This is a genomic window from Phycisphaeraceae bacterium, assembly GCA_040222855.1.
GTDB lineage: Bacteria > Planctomycetota > Phycisphaerae > Phycisphaerales > Phycisphaeraceae > Mucisphaera.
In genome coordinates, this window is sequence record JAVKCD010000019.1 from 169,506 (window position 1) to 186,992 (window position 17,487).

Consider the following 17,487-nt stretch of genomic DNA (forward strand, 5'->3'; position numbering starts at 1 on the left):
TGCTATCACACCACCACCCCCACCTTCAAAAACACACCACGCCATCCGTCACCAGATACCAACCACCGACCGTGCCGTGTGCCACGCATCTTCAGATGCGTGCTCTAGCCACCACCAACCTCAAGGCTCAATGCGGGGGGGGCGAGCCAACACATTCACCTGACGCGTCACCCCCACCAACACCCCACCTTTCAGCTCCACCTCACGCATCGACCGCCCCACCACCTCGAACCGCCAGTCCACCCCCTCACTAACCTCCGTGAGCACCCCCAGCCACCTTCCGGGGGCGTGACCGGCCCGACTGGCTTCGCCGAAGCCGTACTCGCCAAGCACCATCGGGCACGACGGACCCCGAAACAGCCCCGCCGCACCCGCCACCGCCAGCGGCTCCGCCCCCTCCAGGTCCAGCTTCATCAACCGCACGTCCGCACCACCCACCACCTCATCCAGCCGCACCGTCTCCACGTCGTACCCCTCCGTCGCACCCTCCTCCGCTCCATACAACGACGACATCCCGTGATTGTGCGCCGAATCCGTCTCCACAAAACGATGAAGCGTCGCCCACCCCCCACGATCCGACAACGCCACCCCGTGCACCGTCACCCGATCCTCTAACCCGTTCAACGCCAGATGATCCATCAACCGCTTGCGATTCCGCGGGTCAGGCTCAAACGCATGCACCCGCCCACCCTTCTCAGCCGGCCCCACCAGCGTCGCCATCAGCAACGTGAAGTAACCCAGATTCGCCCCCCCATCCACCACCACATCCCCCTCCCGAACCACCCGCCGCAGGAGCCGTGCCGTCGCCAGCTCATACAACCCAAACGCCATACAACAATCCGGATACGTCCCCAAGTCCAGATCCAACACCACCCCCCCGCCCCCACCCCCACCAAACCCCGGTACCCGAAACCGATCAGCCCAAGCCTTCCGGGGGCGCAACCGCCGCACCCCCCGAACCAGCCGATACCCCCCCCGCTCATCCCAAGCCACCCGCGCATAACCCCGCAACACAGCCTCAGCCAGTCCACTCAGCATCAGAACAGAATAACCGCCCCTCCCACACCTGACCTCCTTATATCAATCATGACATCTGTACCGCAGTTCAAAGCTCCATTCTTTACCACGTCCTAATAACCCCGATCACCCCCCCGCGAGCACCAACCGATCCTCCATTAGTCCTACTCCTTCCTCACGTCAGGGCACACCATGACCACCACGCTCTTCCGCGATGACCTCCTGCTCACCCACACGAAGCAACAGGATCTCAAGCTCTCAGAAATCGTCAGCGCCCTCTCTTACGCCCTTGACATCACCGAAGGACAACCCGAAGGACACGCGATCCGCTCGTGCCTCATCGGCATGCGCCTCGCCGAAGAAATCAACCTCAGCTCGGACGACCGATCTGCCCTCTTCTACGCCCTGCTCCTCAAAGACCTCGGCTGCTCATCCAACGCCGCCAAGGTCTGCTACCTCTTCGGCGCCGATGAACACAACGTCAAACACGACTTCAAGTTCATCAACTGGCAGAACATCTTCAACATGCTCCCCTACATCATGCGCAACGTAGCGCCCAAGGGCACCCTCCACGAACGCCTCACTCGATTCCTCGCCGTCGCCGTCTCAGGCCGCAAAGGCGCCAAACAACTCGTCAAGATCCGCTGTGAACGCGGGGCCGCCATCGCCCAGACCGCCGAGGTCTTCGCCACACGCTACGGACTCCCCGCCGCCCTCGAGATCGTCCGAGACCGTCGCGGAACCTGGTTCGATCCCCAACTGGTCGACGCCTTCCGTACCATCGCCCGCGACGAAACCTTCTGGACCAACACCCTTTCGCCCGGCCACCGCGCCTACCTCCCACACTTCGAACCCGAAGACCGACTCCTCCACGCAGATGACGCCATGATCGACCGCATCGCCCAGGCTTTCGGCCAGGTCATCGACGCCAAAAGCCCCTGGACCGCATGCCACTCCCAAGGCGTATCCGACGTCGCCGTCGGCATCGCTCAGACCCTTGGACTCCCCGAACACGACATCACAAGGCTCCGACGCGCAGGCCTCCTCCACGACATCGGCAAGCTCGGCGTCTCCAACGCCATCCTGGACAAACCCGGCAAACTCACGGACTACGAGTTTAACGCCCTTAAAGCACACCCCGACCACACCTTCCGCATCCTCTCCCGCTCCGTCTGTTTCGCACCCATTGTCGAACTCGCCGCACGCCACCACGAAAAACTCGACGGCTCCGGCTACCACCGCGGACTCCAGTCCCACGAACTCAGCCAGACCGACTGCATCCTCGCCGTCGCCGACATGTACGAAGCACTTGCTGCCAAACGACCCTACCGCAAAGACCTCACCGATGGCGAAGTCTTCGATATCCTCAACAAACAGATCGGCACCAAACTCTGCCCCGAAACCATTAACGCCCTTAAGACCTTCATCGATCAGTCCAACTTCACCCCCTATTGCGTCGCCGCCTGACCCCGCCCCCCAACACCCCTCACGTACATTGTCCCCATGCCTGCCCCCGAGCAACCCCGACCCATCATCCTCCTCGGACCCACCGCCGGCGGAAAAACCGAACTCGCCATCCAACTCGCCGAAGCGCTGGGCGGGGAGGTGATCAACGCCGACTCCATGCAGGTCTACCAACTCATGGACGCTGGCACCGCCAAACCGACGCCCGACCAACGGGCCCGCGTCCCGCACCGCGGCGTCGATTGCGCGCACCCTTCATCGCGTTTCACCGTCTCCGATTGGCGTTTGATTGCAGAGTCCAGCATGGTTTCGGCCCAAAACCGCGCAAAACGACCCATCATCGCAGGCGGAACCAACCTCTATCTCAAAGCCCTCCTCCACGGCATGTTCGACGGCCCCCCCGCTGATGAAGCCTACAGGGCCTCACTGGCCGCGATCGACAGCCCGCAACTCCACGCCCAACTCCGAGAGGTCGACCCCCAAGCCGCCGAGCGCATCGCCCCCGCCGACCGCAAGCGCATCCTCCGTGCCCTCGAAGTCCATCACCAGACAGGGGTTACCATCACCTCCCTCCAGGCCCAGTGGACCGACGACCCCGACCAGCCCTACCGCCACAACCCCATCCTCATCGGACTCGACTGGCCAACCGACGCCATCAACGCCCGCATCAACCTCCGCGTCAAGGCGATGTTCTACCCCGACAAAGTACAACCTGAGCTGGCACAAGAGGTTCTGTTCGCCGGTCGCACCCTCGTCGAGGAAACCGCCGACCTCGAATCCCGGGGCCTCCTAGGCGTCCAGGCCCGCGAAGCCATCGGCACCAAACAAGTTCTCGAACACCTCAAAAACCCCACAAAGGTCTCTCTGGAAGAGGCTTACGAAAAGACCAAAATCCAGTCCCGCCGGCTCGGCAAGCAGCAACGGACCTGGATGAAGCGCTACCACCACGTCCACTGGATCCCCATGACCCCCGAGACCTCTCCCGAACAGGCCGCCAAGGCGGCCCTGAACGCCATCCGCGCTGCGGAAAAATAACACTCACTGTAAATACTTGAAAAACATAGGCTTACACAACGTCCCGTAACCCCGCAGCCAAAGCCTTTTTGCGCGGACCTGTTGACAATGCTCCGATCCGGTGCTCAAGTACCGCGCCGATCGGGCGGGATGAACCTAATTAGGAATGCGCGCACACCCCACGAGACGCCGGACGCCATGGCCAAGAAGAAAACCACCACCAAAAAGAAGACCACCACCCGTAAGCCAGCCGCCCGAAAAAGCGCCGCGGGCGGACGCGGGCGGAGTCAGTCCATCAAGATCGAGGACGCCAAGGGCAAGCACCTGGTCATCGTCGAGTCGCCGACCAAAGCTAAGACCATCAACAAGTACCTCGGCAGCGACTACTTAGTCATGGCGTCCGTCGGCCATGTCCGCGACCTGCCCTCACGCAATCCCAAGGGCGTCAAGGCACCGGTCCCGGGCGTCGATCTCGAACACGGCTTCGAACCAACCTACGAGATCCTCCCTGATAAGAAGAAGACCGTCGCCGAACTCAAAAAAGCCGCGAAGTACGCCCAGGACGTCTGGTTCGCGACCGACCTCGACCGCGAGGGGGAAGCCATCGGCTGGCACCTGGCGCACGCCCTGGACATCGATCTCTCGACCGCCAAACGGGTGGTGTTCAACGCGATCACCAAAACCGAGATCGCCAAGGCCTTCGATCACCCGCGCCCGATTGACGAGCACCGCGTCAACGCCCAGCAAGCCCGGCGAATCCTCGACCGCATTGTCGGCTATCAGGTCTCGCCGTTGCTCTGGAAGAAGGTCGCTGGCGGGCTCAGCGCGGGGCGCGTTCAGTCGGTCGCTACGCGGCTGGTCGTCGAGCGCGAGCGCGAGATCGATGCGTTTATCCCGGAAGAATCCTGGCGGCTGGCCGCCCTGCTCGCAACCGATCCTTCTAAGGCAACAGCACTGAGCGAAGCCTGGCAGGCGTTTCTCGCCGGGGCTTCCGAGGGGGCGACGCGGACAGTGCGGGACCAGAACGCCTGGCTGTCCGAGCACGCCGTGATGCGGGCCGAGCTGGTGTCCCTGGACGGCACCGCGGTCAAGGAAGCCGACCGCGACCTGATCCTCGACGCCGCCAAGCGGCTGGGTTATGAGCTGGAAACCCTCGATACGGTCGAGGACCCCAAGGGCAAGGGCCCAGCGAAGAACGTGATCACCGCCATTGGCGGCGTGGGCAGCAAGCCACCCGCCTACGCGATCGAGTCGATCGCGACCAAGCGCACCACCAGCCGTCCGGGCGCACCGTTTATCACCTCGTCGATGCAGCAGGCCGCGGCGAACCGGATGGGATTCGGCCTCCAGCGGACGATGCGGGTGGCGCAATCCTTATATGAAGGTGTAGACCTGGGCGGGGCACGTGGGCAGACGGGCCTGATCACGTACATGCGTACCGATTCGACGCACCTCGCCCCCGAAGCGATTCAGGCGGTGCGGTCGCACATCGGCGGATCGTATGGTGACGAGTACCTGCCGGAGAAGGCCAACTACTACACCTCATCGAACAAGAGCGCGCAGGAAGCGCACGAGGCGATTCGGCCGACAGATGTGACGATCAAGCCGAGTGATATCCGCGGGAAGCTCAACGAGGATCAGTTCAAGCTGTATGACCTGATCTGGAAGCGGTTTGTGTCGTGTCAGATGACGCCTGCGAAGTGGGATTCGACGACGGTGACGGTCAAGGCCGAGCTGTTAGGCGGCGGGTCGGCCCAGCTCAAGGCAACTGGTCGAAAGCTGGTGTTTGACGGTTTTTACCGGGTGACGGGCGTCCCGCAGAGCGACGAGGTGATCCTGCCCGAGCTGAGTGAGGGGCAGGCGGTCGCGCCGGTCGACATCAACCCGACGCAGCACTTCACCAGCCCCCCGCCACGGTACACCGAGGCGTCACTGCAAAAGAAGCTGGAAGAGGAAGGCATCGGCCGGCCATCGACGTATGCGGCGATCATCCAGACGATTCAGGACCGTAAGTACGTCGAGCCGTTCATGCCGAGGGACAAGCGGTTGTGCGCGACGGATCTGGGCATGGTCGTGACGGACATGCTGGTCGAGGCGTTCCCCGAGATCCTGGACGTGGCCTACACGCGGGAGATGGAGAGCGAGCTTGATCACATCGAGGATGAGAACAAGGACTGGCGCTCGATGCTGGCGTCGTTCTACGGGCCGTTCACGGCTCAGCTTGAGCGAGCGCACGAGGAGTTGACCCACGCCAAGGCGGTGACGGAGCCGGCGCCGTACAAGTGCGAGACCTGTGGCGCGGACACGATGTATCGGTTTGGCAAGAACGGCCGATTCCTGTCGTGCAGCCGGTACCCGGACTGCAAGTACGCGGCGCCGATCAATCGTGAGGGCAAACCGCAGCCGCCCGAGCTGACGGATGTGCTGTGCCCGGAGGATGGTGCGCCGATGATCCGGCGGACGGGGCGATTTGGTCCGTTCCTGGCGTCGTCGAACTACCCGGAGGTGAAGTTCATCGTAAAGCTGGACCCGAAGAAGGGTCATGTGGTGCTGCCGAAGGCCCCGCCGATGCTGACCGGGCTGACGTGCACTAAATGCGATGAGAAGGAGTTGTACATGCGCGAGAGCAAGCGCGGCCCGTGGCTGAGCTGCTCGGGGTTCCCAAAGTGCCGGGGGCGCATGGCGTGGAGCGCGGTGGAGGAGGACAAGCAGCAAGAGCTTGAGAAGAAGTGGGCCGAGCACCTCAAGGAGAACCCGGTGCCGGAGATCAAGACAGCGTCCGGGCGCGTGCTGAAAGAGGGGGATGAGTATGTGCCGGAAATCGCGGGGGATGAGACGGCAGGGAAGGTCGAGGCGCGGGGGGATGCGGCGTAAGAAAGCGATTCGCTGATGCCGTCTCCACTCGTCAGATATGTCTGCTTTGTGTGTCGTGAAGGCCAAAGCGATTTGGCTGCTGAACCCTCGTCTGCCTGCAGACATGATTGGGTTGATCTCGGGTGCTTACTTCCGGCCCTCCCATCAGACTGCCCTAAGCTGTGGCAGGATCTAGCGGATTCGTATGACATAGCGCTTCGATTCGAGGATCTAGAGGAGAGGCGAACTGCCCACCTGTTCCATAGGCAGCACAATCTCAGGCATCGCATCAACCAGCTACGGGCGAGGAGATTTCAGATTGATGCTCAAGAGCAACTCCTGCAGCTTGAAGAAGTCCTCTCTGAGACACTCGAACTTCTCAACTTCGATGAGTCAAAAATCGCTGGTTCCACAGAGCATTACTTCCGACTCAGAGAATGCCCGTGCTGCGGCAAACGAACTTTACCTGAGGTTGTTGGGAGCTATGTAATTTGCAATGTATGCGGTTGGGAAGATGACCTGTTTCAGCAAGATGATCCTTCGCTTACTGGTGGGGCGAATCGATTTTCTCTTGAGCAGTCTCGTGGGAACTATCGGAAACACGGGTGCTCTGATCCAGAGAAAAACAACTCTTAGCAAACTGCCATCGATTGATCTAGGCATAGTTGGTTCTCAACCAATCTGAGATCAATAACTGAGACTCTTCGTCTCGTAAGGCTAACGATGTTGCGACACACTGATGGAGTAGCCCCGTCTCGTCCACTCGAGGATTCCATCTGCCCTGTTTTCTGCGTCACCGCCAACGAAGGCCGTGTGATCCACCGCTTCTTCGACACCTGTCCATTCAGCCCGTCGGGGCGGTATCTGGCGGGCTTTCGGATGCCGTATGAGGATCGGCGGCCGTCGCCGGGGGAGGCGGGTCAGGTCGTGGTGGTGGATCTGGAGGCGGGGACCGAGCGGGTGGTGGCGGAGACGGCTGGCTGGGAACCCCAACTCGGCGCCAACATCAACTGGGGCGCGGACGACCGGACGCTGGTGTTCAATGATGTGGACACGCAGCGGTGGCGGCCGGAGGTGGTGCGGCTCGACTGGACGACGGGGCAGGCGGAGCGGTGGCCGGGCGGGGTGTATCAGGTCTCGCCCTGCGGGCGGTACGCGGCGGCGTGTTCGCTCGAGAAGATGCGCAGGACGCAGGCCGGCTATGGCGTGATGGTGCCGGATGATCGGGTGCCAAGGAACATCGGGGCACCGGAGGACGATGGCTTGTTCATCGTCGATCTGGCGACGGGGGAGCGGTGGCTGGTGCTCTCGCTCCGTGACGCGGTGGGGGTGATTCCTGAACTGCGTGGGCTGAGTGATGCCGAGTTGGAGGGGTGGGAGGTCTACGGGTTTCACTGCAAGTGGTCGGGAGATGGCGAGCGGCTGATCTTCACGATCCGGCGGTTTCGGAACCGTGGCGAGGCGCGGTGGGATGTGCTTCATCTGGACAAGGGTGCGGTGCGGTTTGACGTGCTGACGCTCCGGGCGGGCGGGACCGAGGTCGTTGATGCGGTGCCTGCGGTGTGCTGGGAGCATGGCGGGCATCACATCAACTTCTACCCCGATGGCACGCGGCTCTCGATGAACCTGCGTGACCCCGAGCTGGATGCACTGCGGCTGATGCGCGTTGGGGTTGATGGTTCTGGTCTGGAGGCGATGACCGATGTGCCGGGGTCGGGGCACCCGACGGTGTATCCGGACGGTGTGCATGTGCTGACGGACACCTATCAGCACGAGCCGTGGACGCGAGATGGGTTAACGCCGCTGCGGTGGATTGATCTGCGAGCGGGAACCGAGCGGGTGCTGGCGTGGATTGATACGCGTCCGCCTGGGGGTGACGATGACGCGGTGCTCCGGGTGGACCCGCACCCGGCGTGGGACCGGTCGTGGCGTTGGGTGGCGTTTAATGGCGTGTCGGGCGGAACGCGGCGGGTGTTTGTGGCGGACCTGGGTGGTCTGGTTAATGACTGATCACAAGCGTGTGATCAGTTGGCCTTGAGCATCACCTGTCGGTCGGGGAGGAAGCCGGTGGAGTCCTGGGGGAAGTCGTCTTCGCGGGAGGCTTTGTCGAGGATGACAGTCTTGCCGCGGAGGGGGCCGTCGAGGATTTCGGCGAACACGCGGACGAAGGCGCGGCGGGTGATGGTGATCTCTTCGTCGTCATCAGCGTCATTGTGATTGGCGTCGGAGTCCTCGGATTCATCGTCGGCGTCGTTGTCGATTTCTTCGGTTTCTTCGCCGTAGCGGATGAGTTCCTCGATCTGGAGGCGGGTGCCTTTGGCTAGGACGCCGCGGACGTCTTTGTAGCTGTTGGGGTTGGCTGCGTAGGTCTCAGCGGCGGTGAGTTCGCCGGGGCTCGTGGCGTAGCCGACCAGGTAGATGTCACCGTTCCAGCCGTCTGGCTTGATCATCACCAGGTCCTGCTGGGTCTGGTAGATGTCGCCGGGGACGTAGCCAACGCGGAAGGCGGGGTCGTCGGTGACATTGTTACCCAGGGCGAGGTTGACGGTGGGGACCCAGTCCCAGTTCCAGGTGGTTGGGTTAGCGGAGTGGGTGGACTCGCAGGCGGGGAGGGCTGCGAGGCAGAGGGCGAGCAGGAGGGTGGGGAGTTGTCGCACGGCTGGGCTCCTGGGGGACGAATGATTGATGGCAGTTTAATGGATTTAGAGGATCGACCTTTTACAGGTCAGTCGCCTACGGCTTGATGACCCGTGCCACCCGGGTGAGGTCAGACGTCGAAGTACATACAGAACTCGAAGGGGTGGGGTCGTTGGCGGAGGGCGTCGATCTCGTTCTCGCGCTTGTAACGGATCCAGTAGTGGATGACGTCGGGGGTGAAGACGTCGCCTTGGAGGAGGTAGTCGTGGTCGTTTTCGAGGGTGGTGAGGGCGGATTCGAGGTCGGCGGGGACGCGGTCGAGGGCGGCATCGGTGTCCGGGCCGAGGTCGTAGAGGTTGCGGTCCATCGGTTCGCCGGGATCGATCTTGTTCTGAATGCCGTCGATGGCGGCCATGAGGATGGCGACGAAGGCGAGGTAGGGGTTGGAGGCGCCATCGGGGCAGCGGAACTCGAGCCGCTTGGAGCGGGGGTTGTTGTGGTAGACGGGGATGCGGATGGCGGCGGAGCGGTTGCGCGAGGAGTAGCAGAGGTGGACGGGTGCCTCGAAGCCGGGGACGAGTCGTTTGTAGGAGTTGGTTGTGGGGTTGGTGAAAGCAAGGAGGGATGGGGCGTGTCGGAGGATCCCGCCTATGGCGTAGAGGCCCATCTGCGAGAGACCGGCGTAGCGGTTGCCGGCGAAGAGAGGTTTGTTCTGTTTCCAGAGGGAGAAGTGGGTGTGCATACCCGAGCCGTTGTCGCCCCAGAGGGGTTTGGGCATGAAGGTGGCGACTTTGCCGTGGCGGGCGGCGACCTGTTTGACGGCGTACTTGTAGATCATGCACATGTCGGCCATGCGCAGGAGAGGTGCGTAGAGCAGGTCGATCTCGGCTTGCCCGCCTGTGGCGACCTCGTGGTGATGGGCTTCGATGGGGAGGCCCATGGACTTCATCACCGAGGCCATCTCGGAGCGGAGGTCGGTCATCGAGTCCATCGGCGGGATGGGGAAGTATCCCTCGCGCTGGCGGACCTGGTAGCCGAGATTGGTGGGGTGTGGGTTGCCGCGGTTCCAGATGCCTTCAACCGAATCGACCTGGTAAGAGGCGGCGTTGACGGTCTGGTCGTAGTGGACATTGTCGAAGACGAAGAATTCGAGCTCGGGCCCGAAGACGGCTTTGTCGGCGATCTTGGTCTTCTTGAGGTAGGCCTCGGCTTTTTTGGCGATGGAGCGGGGGTCGCGGGAGTAAAGTTTTTTGGTGACGGGGTCCTTGATGTCGCAGATGATCGCGAGGGTGGGGCGGTCGAGGAAGGGGTCGCGGTGCGCGGTCTCCGCGATGGGCATCAGGAGCATGTCGGACTCATTGATGGCCTGCCACCCGCGGATGGAGGAGCCGTCGAATCCGAAGCCTTTTTCGAAGGCTTCTTCGGTGAGCTGGGCCGAGTCGTAGGTGACGTGCTGCCAGAGCCCGGGGAAGTCCATGAAGCGACAGTCGACGTATTCGATCTGCTCTTTGCGGATCAGGGCGATGACCTGCTTGGGCGTCATGGAGGGCTCCGTGTGTGGGATCAGTGGCCTTCGGCGACTTCGCCGAGGCGGGGCTTAAGTTCGGCCAGGAGGTTGTCGAGGGTTTTCTGGTCACGGGCTTCGGCGTTAAGTCGGAGCAGCGGTTCGGTGTTGGAAGCACGGACGTTGAACCACCAGCCTTTGGACTCGAAAGCGTCGATGGAGACGCCGTCGAGTTCGTCGATGGTGCTGCCTTGGGCGTAGTCAGTTTTGAGAGCGGCGAGGACGGCGGCTTTGTCTTCGGTGCGGAAGTTGATCTCGCCGGACTGCGGGTACTTCTTGAGGGGTTCGATCTGCTGGCTCAGGGGTGTGTCGGAGTTGGCGAGGACACCGAGGGCGACGGCGAGAAGGATCGCGCCGGAGTCGGCGAAGCTGTTGTCGCGGAAGTAGAAGTGCCCTGAGAGTTCTCCGCCGAAGACGCCGTTGGTCTCGCGGAGGAGGGCTTTCATAAAGACGTGTCCGACGCGGGATTTTGCGGGCTTTCCGCCAAGGTTGCGGATGGATTCTTCGACGACCTTGGAGGAGCGGAGGTCATAGATGATGGTGGCGCCGGGATCGGTCTTGAGAAAGTGGTTAGCGAGCCAGGCGGTGAGGTGATCGCAGCCAATCGTGTTGCCTTGTTCATCGACAAGCATGCAGCGGTCGGCGTCGCCATCGAAGCAGGCTCCGAGGTCGGCTTTGTTTGATCGCACGCCTTGCTGGGTGGGGATCATGTTCTCGGCGACGAGTGGATTGGGGTCGTGGACGAAAGAGCCGGTGATCTCGAAGTTGAGTTTGATGACTTCGAGGTTGGGGACGCCGTCGAAGACCTTGGGCATGAGCTTGCCAGCCATGCCGTTGGAGGCATCGACGAAGAGTTTGATCGGTCGGTTGAGTTTGGGGAGGAACTGGTGGATGTGGGCGCGGTATTCGTCCCAGAGGTCTTGCTGGGTGAGCTTGCCGGTGGGCTCGGCTTTGGGCTGGCCGTAGGCTTGGGTGGCGAGTTGCTCGATCTCTTTGAGTCCGGTTTCGGCCCCGATGGGTTTGGCACCTGCGGCGGAGATCTTGAAGCCGTTGTAGTTGATGGGGTTGTGGGAAGCGGTGGTCTGGACCCCGCCTGCGGCTTTGAGTCGGGGGATGGCGAAGTAGAGGAAGGAGGTGTCGGCCATGCCGAGGTCGATGACGTCCATGCCGGTCGAGCGGATGCCGTGGATCAGGGCCTCGGCGAGCTTGGGGGAATGGGGTCGCATGTCGCGGCTGACGAGGATGGTTCCGGGGCCGTTGTTGGCGTTTTTGAGGAACAGGCCAGCCCCGACGCCTACGGCGTACGCGGCGTCCTCGTTGAGGGGGTCGGGGGTGGTGGCTCGGACGTCGTAGGCCTTGAAGATCTTGGGGAACATCGCATCTCTCGGTTGAGTGAACGGGGTTTGGTGTTAGGGATGTTGTGATACGGGATCATATCGCGCTGGGGGCGGGGCGCAGGGGGACGAGGGATGGGGGGTGGGGTTAGACTTGTTGGATGCAGCGATGGTTGACGATTGGTGTGGCTTGCGTGGTGGCGGCGGTGATTCTGGGCTTGTCCCTGATGACAGGGCCGGTGACGACGCCGGAGGAGGAGCTGGTTGACGGCGGTCCGGTGAATCTGCCCGATGCGTTCGTGGGCGGAGCCGTCTCTGACATGGGGTCGCTACCGGCACTGCCGACCGAGGAGGGATCGGTGTTTCTGGCCGAGCAGCGGACGTGGGTGCGGTGGTCGTCGTTGACGCCCGAGCCGGACGGCATGTTTGAGATCGATCGACCTCGGGTTCGAGTCGCGCTGGAGGGGAGTGGGGTGCTGGAGATCGTGGCGGACGAAGGGACGTTTTATGCGCCGGGTCGTGATCCGCGAAATGGTGAGTTTCGTGGGTCGGTGGTGGTGAATCTCTATCAGACGCCTGAGGGGAGGGCACCACGCTATGGCGAGGCGAGCGATGTCACGGCGCGGGCTTATCTGGATCGGGTGCGGTTCGATCTGGAGTTGGGTTTACTCGAGACCGAGGGCCCGTTGCACCTGACGGGGCCGTTGTTTGATTACCGGGGCGTGGGGTTCGAGTTGCGGTACAACCAGTTGCGGCGTCGCGTGGAGGAGCTGCGGGTCGCACGCAGTGACGTGCTGCGCCTCAACAGTGCATTATTGGGTGATGAGGATGGGGCGCCGGGGGCAGGGGATGGGCGTCGTGCTGTGGATGGTTCCTCGGGGGTCGATGACGTGGCGGGCGATACCGATGAGAACGGATCGGTGTTGTACGGTTTGGACGTAGATGGTCCGGTGTTGGCGGAGGTGCGCGGAGGCGAGGCCGTGGTTCGGGGTGAACGATTGGAGGCGCTGCTGCGTGTGGGAGACGGTGAGGAGGGCTTTTCGCTCGGCGATCCGGAGCGCGGGCTTCGGGGATCGACGGAGGGAACGCAGGAGGCGGCAACGGCGGGGACCGAAGTTGGCGAGCCTGATGTCGGGGCGGATGGTTCGTTGTGTCCAGTCAGCGGGGATGACACGCTGGTGACGTGGTCGGGTGCGGTGGTGTTGCGGCCGAGTCAGGGTATCGAGGGGTTGGCGGTGCCAGCGGTGGGTGAGTTGTCGGGGCGTGTTTTGGGGACGCCAGCGCTGCTGACGACGGCCGAGGGGACGGCGACGGGTCGTGGGATCGGCTTTGACAGTGACGGTCGCACAGTGTGGGCTCAGGCTGAAGATAAGGCGTCGCCCGCCCGGCTGGCGACGGCGGGGTCTGGTTTTGTGCAGGGAGATCGCCTGAGCTACCGGCTGGCCGAGCGGCGTGGGGTGTTTGAAGGACCGGGGTCTTGGGAGGCACCGGTCGAGGGAGCCTTGTTGGGTGGGGCGCGGGACCTGGTGTGGGGTGAGCGGCTGGCTTTCACGGTCATGCCGGAGAGCCCGGACGTGAGGGCAGGCGCGGTGTTCGGGCGGGTGGCGGAGGCCGAGGTGTTAGGGTCCGTGAGTGGATCGCATGATCAGGGTTATGTGGATGCGGAGCGGCTAGCGCTGGTGACGCTGGAGGACGGCGTGGGTGCGGTGCTGGCAGAGGGGGGCGTGACCACGCGGTATCTCGGGGACGGCCGAGAAGAGCCGGTGCTGCTAGTGAGCGAGTCGGCGGAGGTCATCGTGCAAGAGGGACTGGAAGGGTCACGGACGGTGGTCGAGCGGGCGGGTGCCGGGGGCGGGGCGAAGGTTTCTCAGGACGTGCGGTCGCTGGAGGCGGAGTCGATGGCGGCGCATTTTGCGACCGGGCCGGGTGTGGCGAATCGCGTGGATCGCATCACAGCAACGGGTAAAATACGGGCGACGGATCGGGCACGGGATCTGGAAGCAACGGGTCAGCGCGCGACCTTGCTTGCCGAGCGTGGGGAGGTCCGGTTGGTAGGCGGGGATGAGGTGGCGTCTTGGGCCATGGTGCGTCAGGGTACCAGCGAACTCCGAGGCGGGGTGATCACCGGGACACAGGCGAGTGATGCGCTCGCAGTTGATGGGCCGGGTGAGGTCAGACATGTCATCGATGAGGGTGGTGAGGTGGTGACCGCGCAGCAACCAGAGGCTGTCGATGATGGCTTGGTGCCAGGGCTGCAACCGGTGCGGGTTGCGGCGAACCCTGCGGTGGTGCCGTCGACGAGCCTGGAGCTTGGGTGGGTTGAGGGAATGACATTCCAACGGTCACTGGGGCTCGCGGTCGCGCGAGGTGAGGTGGATGGGGTGTACCGGCGTGGTCTGGATGAGGGGCGGCTTGCTGCCGATGAACTTCGGATCGAGGTGGGACAGGCTGAGGCGATCAACCATCAGGACACGCTGCTGGACGAGGGCTTCGATCTGGGTTCGCCCGACGTGCGCGCGGTGCGAGCAACCGGTGGTCAGCAGCGTGGTGCTGAGCTGACCTGGCTCACGAGAACCGACTCCGGCGTTGATGCGACGCGGACGACGTTGTCCGGGCCTGCGGTGGCTTACGACCGCGAGACAGCCTCGTCGGAGGTCCTGGGGGATGGGTGGCTGCTGTATGAAACCTTTGGCCCGCCAGCTGCAGGGCAGCGCGACGGTGCAGCTTCCGGTCTTGGCGGGGGCGGCGGGTCGGGTGTGTTCCCGCTGATGCTGCAGGGCGAGGGGGCGCAACGGGGGTTGCTGCGGTGGAGGGACCGAATGACGCTGGACATGAACGATCAGCGAGCGGTGGCGGAGGATGGTGTCGAGCTGGTTTATGAGGCGGGAAGTTCGCCAGCGGTGTATGTCGATGCCACGCGGATGGAGGCGGCCTTTGAGGGGTTGAGTTTCTTTGATGAGCAGGGCCAGACGGCTCGGCTGCTGGGCGTGGAGGCGTATGAGGATGTGCAGGTGGTGCGCGAGGAGCGTGTGATCACCTCAGACGGCCTGCGGTTTGATGCGATCGACCGGGTCGTCGAGTTGTGGGCCGACCCGGGCAGGCTGGTCCGCGAGGCCGGGACGGTCGAGGCGGCGGGTTTGTCGGCCAAGCGTGTGAAGTGGTCATTGGATCGGGATGAGGTGGACATTCTGGAGCCGTCGCCGGTGGTGATGCCGGTGGAGGGGCGGAGGCGTTAGCAACTCGTTCACGGTTTGTAACCTGTCAATCCAGAAGCACACCCAACAAAGTATTCTTGGTACGAGACTTCAAGACCTGTAGCCATGAATGCGGGAGCTGCCGTACGGCAGCTAGTAAAGGCGGCGGTGTAAACGCCTAGCAAGCGATAGTTATCAGGATTGCCCATGAGCGTCTGGCCGATCAGCGGAATGAGGTGGTTGAGGTACAGCATGTAGGGCCAGCGCATGAGGCAACTCTCCGGCACGGATATCTCAAGGAATGAGAACTGGCCGCCAGGTTTGAGGACCCTGCAGACCTGTCCTGCCAGAGCTTCCAGTTGCCGGACACTAAAAGTCTTAAGCCCGAACGAGGAGACAATGTAGTCAACCGATGAGTCTTCGATCGAAGGTAACTCCAGAGCATCCTCGCGGAGGATCGTCGTGCCATCGATGACATTCAGCTTGGCTGATGTCTCCTGCGCCTGACGACACATCTCGGGTGAGATATCGACTGCGATCAGTGCGCCAGATGGCCCTATTCGCCTAGATAGGCCTGGCAGCAACTCGCCCATACCCGTCATCAGATCAAGAACAACGCTTCCCTGATGGATCGATATGGCATCGATGCATTGACGTCGCCATCGCGAGCAGAAGCCGAATGAAGAAATGAGGTTAACGACGCCGTAGGTCCTCGACATTTCGTCGAACAGCCTACGTACAAAGACCGGGTCATATATATCCTGCGAATCGGTGTCGTCAGTGCTGTTGTTGTAATCAGACATGGTTCCCCCAACAGTGAACTACTTATCTGGACTATACCGCGGGTACAACGCCTCCCCCTGTGCCAGCGTATCGCCCGGCTTCAGCCCGCCCCACTGGGTCCAGGTGGCGAAGTCGCCCTGGCCTTGCTCGATCTGCTTGGCGTAGGAAAGCTGGTTGAAACGACGCCAGAGTTCGGGCATCTGGTTGGGCACGACGGGGTAGAGCATGACCGAGGCGATGCGCAGGGCTTCGGCGCAGCGGGCGAGAATCCCGCCCACTTCCGGGAGCTTTGAGGGGTCTTTCGCCAGCTTGAAGGGGGCGGTGCGTTCGATGTAGCCGTCGACTTCCTGAACCAAAGCGATCGGCCCGTTGGCCAGGGCGTCGGGGAGGCGGAGGGTGTTCATGCCCTCGGTGTAGGCGGCAACGCAGCGGGCGGCGGCCTGCTGGAGGGTGTCATCGGGCGCGCCCTGCTCGGCCGGGACCTGGCCGCCGAGGTAACGATTGATCATGTTGGTCACGCGGGACGTGGAGTTGCCGATCGTGTTGGCGAGGTCCTGGTTGTAGGTGTCGATGAAGGCGTCGTGGGAGAAGTCGGCGTCGGTGGCGCTCATCGGGCCCTTGCTCGTGAGGAACCAGCGTAGGGCGTCGAGGCCGAAGTCGTTGGCGTAGGCATCGAGCTTGGGGTAGTCGATGAAGTTGCCCAGCGTCTTGGACATCTTGCGTCCTTCGGCGATCCAGAAGGAGTGGGCGTAGAGCTGGTGGTACAGGGGTTTCTCGAGGGCCATGAGCATGGCGGGCCAGATCACGGCGTGGAACCACAGGATCTCCTTGCCGATGAGGTGGAGGTTGGCTGGCCAGAACTCGTCTCGGTTTTCAGATTCGACGGCGGTGAGGTAGTTCAGAAGCGCGTCGATCCAGACATAGATGGAGTGCTCGGCGTCGCCGGGCATCGGGACGCCCCAGGGCTCGGTTGAGCGGCTGACAGCAATGTCGTTGAGGCCGTCGCGGATGCGGCCGAGGACCTCGTTGCGTCTAGCGTCAGGCTGGATGAAGTGCGGGTTAGCGTTGATGTGTTCGAGGATGCGGTCCTGGTATTTGCTCAGGCGGAAGAAGTAGTTTTTCTCTTTGACCTTGGTGAGCGGGCGGCCTGAGATGGCGGACTTGTAGTCCTGGGTGCGGGCGTTGGTCTCGGTGACGTATTCTTCCTGGCCTTCGTCGTACCAGCCCTCGTACTCGCCGAGGTAGACATCGCCAGAGTCCTTGAGTTGCTGGATGTACTGGGCGACGAGCTTCTCGTGGCGCAGCTGCGTCGTGCGGATGAAGTCGGTGTGGGTGAACTGCATCCGAGCAAAGGCCGCTTGGAACTCATCGGAGACAGAATCGACGAACTGCTGAGGCGTGATGTCCTTCTCTCTGGCGGCGTCGGCGACTTTCTTGCCGTGCTCATCGGTGCCGGTGAGGAAGTGGACGCGATCGCCGAGGAGTCGGTGATAGCGGGCCAGGACATCGGCGAGGGTCGTGGTGTAGACGTGGCCGATGTGCGGGCTGGCGTTGACGTAGTAGATGGGCGTGGTGACGTAGAAGGTCGGGGTGGTCATGGCGTGGTGTCGATGGGTGGTGATGTTGC

11 protein-coding genes are annotated in these 17,487 nt (G+C 62.7%); 5 read left to right on the forward strand and 6 right to left on the reverse strand.

Going from position 1 to position 17,487, the window contains the following annotated elements; genetic code table 11:
- Positions 1-120: 120 nt before the first annotated feature.
- The gene (locus RIG82_05945) at positions 121-1,038 is read right to left on the reverse strand and encodes an FkbM family methyltransferase (GenBank protein MEQ9460475.1); all 918 of its coding nucleotides are present in this window, start codon (positions 1,036-1,038) and stop codon (positions 121-123) included.
- A gap of 171 nt (positions 1,039-1,209) precedes the next feature.
- Here RIG82_05945 and RIG82_05950 point away from each other — a divergent pair, with 171 nt between their 5' ends.
- The 4 genes from RIG82_05950 (at position 1,210) to RIG82_05965 (ending at position 8,358) form a co-directional block, all read left to right on the forward strand.
- On the forward strand, positions 1,210-2,484 hold the full coding sequence (locus RIG82_05950; GenBank protein ID MEQ9460476.1) for an HD domain-containing protein: 1,275 nt from the start codon (positions 1,210-1,212) through the stop codon (positions 2,482-2,484).
- A 36-nt stretch (positions 2,485-2,520) separates the two neighbouring features.
- Entirely contained in the window at positions 2,521-3,516 is a 996-nt protein-coding gene (gene miaA, locus RIG82_05955) for a tRNA (adenosine(37)-N6)-dimethylallyltransferase MiaA (GenBank protein ID MEQ9460477.1), read from the forward strand.
- 129 nt (positions 3,517-3,645) lie between these two features.
- A complete protein-coding gene (gene topA / locus RIG82_05960) occupies positions 3,646-6,369 on the forward strand; it encodes a type I DNA topoisomerase (protein MEQ9460478.1) in 2,724 nt (907 codons plus the stop codon).
- A gap of 702 nt (positions 6,370-7,071) precedes the next feature.
- Positions 7,072-8,358 (forward strand): hypothetical protein, encoded by a 1,287-nt coding sequence (locus RIG82_05965; GenBank protein MEQ9460479.1) that lies wholly within the window; start codon positions 7,072-7,074, stop codon positions 8,356-8,358.
- A gap of 14 nt (positions 8,359-8,372) precedes the next feature.
- Here the strand turns inward: RIG82_05965 and RIG82_05970 are convergent, their stop codons facing one another.
- The 3 genes from RIG82_05970 to RIG82_05980 form a co-directional block, all read right to left on the reverse strand.
- Positions 8,373-9,005, reverse strand: coding sequence for a hypothetical protein (locus RIG82_05970; protein ID MEQ9460480.1), 633 nt, complete (start codon positions 9,003-9,005; stop codon positions 8,373-8,375).
- 110 nt (positions 9,006-9,115) lie between these two features.
- Positions 9,116-10,528, reverse strand: coding sequence for a type I glutamate--ammonia ligase (gene glnA, locus RIG82_05975; GenBank protein ID MEQ9460481.1), 1,413 nt, complete (start codon positions 10,526-10,528; stop codon positions 9,116-9,118).
- Positions 10,529-10,548: 20 nt separating this feature from the next.
- Positions 10,549-11,925, reverse strand: a complete 1,377-nt coding sequence (locus RIG82_05980; protein MEQ9460482.1) for a phosphomannomutase/phosphoglucomutase — start codon at positions 11,923-11,925, stop codon at positions 10,549-10,551.
- A gap of 119 nt (positions 11,926-12,044) precedes the next feature.
- Here RIG82_05980 and RIG82_05985 point away from each other — a divergent pair, with 119 nt between their 5' ends.
- On the forward strand, positions 12,045-15,119 hold the full coding sequence (locus RIG82_05985) for a hypothetical protein (protein ID MEQ9460483.1): 3,075 nt from the start codon (positions 12,045-12,047) through the stop codon (positions 15,117-15,119).
- 8 nt (positions 15,120-15,127) lie between these two features.
- Here the strand turns inward: RIG82_05985 and RIG82_05990 are convergent, their stop codons facing one another.
- Together RIG82_05990 and metG are read right to left on the reverse strand one after the other, a co-directional pair.
- Positions 15,128-15,880, reverse strand: a complete 753-nt coding sequence (locus RIG82_05990; GenBank protein MEQ9460484.1) for a class I SAM-dependent methyltransferase — start codon at positions 15,878-15,880, stop codon at positions 15,128-15,130.
- Between the two features lie 18 nt (positions 15,881-15,898).
- Positions 15,899-17,458, reverse strand: a complete 1,560-nt coding sequence (gene metG / locus RIG82_05995) for a methionine--tRNA ligase (GenBank protein ID MEQ9460485.1) — start codon at positions 17,456-17,458, stop codon at positions 15,899-15,901.
- Positions 17,459-17,487: the final 29 nt, after the last annotated feature.

Excerpts from the sequence above, each read along its gene's own strand:
- RIG82_05945 (MEQ9460475.1), bottom strand. The coding sequence starts at position 1,038 with ATGCTGAGTGGACTGGCTGAGGCTGTGTTGCGGGGTTATGCGCGGGTG.
- RIG82_05950 (MEQ9460476.1), top strand. The coding sequence starts at position 1,210 with ATGACCACCACGCTCTTCCGCGATGACCTCCTGCTCACCCACACGAAG.
- miaA (MEQ9460477.1), top strand. The coding sequence starts at position 2,521 with ATGCCTGCCCCCGAGCAACCCCGACCCATCATCCTCCTCGGACCCACC.
- topA (MEQ9460478.1), top strand. The coding sequence starts at position 3,646 with ATGAACCTAATTAGGAATGCGCGCACACCCCACGAGACGCCGGACGCC.
- RIG82_05965 (MEQ9460479.1), top strand. The coding sequence starts at position 7,072 with ATGTTGCGACACACTGATGGAGTAGCCCCGTCTCGTCCACTCGAGGAT.
- glnA (MEQ9460481.1), bottom strand. The coding sequence starts at position 10,528 with ATGACGCCCAAGCAGGTCATCGCCCTGATCCGCAAAGAGCAGATCGAA.
- RIG82_05980 (MEQ9460482.1), bottom strand. The coding sequence starts at position 11,925 with ATGTTCCCCAAGATCTTCAAGGCCTACGACGTCCGAGCCACCACCCCC.
- RIG82_05985 (MEQ9460483.1), top strand. The coding sequence starts at position 12,045 with ATGCAGCGATGGTTGACGATTGGTGTGGCTTGCGTGGTGGCGGCGGTG.
- RIG82_05990 (MEQ9460484.1), bottom strand. The coding sequence starts at position 15,880 with ATGTCTGATTACAACAACAGCACTGACGACACCGATTCGCAGGATATA.
- metG (MEQ9460485.1), bottom strand. The coding sequence starts at position 17,458 with ATGACCACCCCGACCTTCTACGTCACCACGCCCATCTACTACGTCAAC.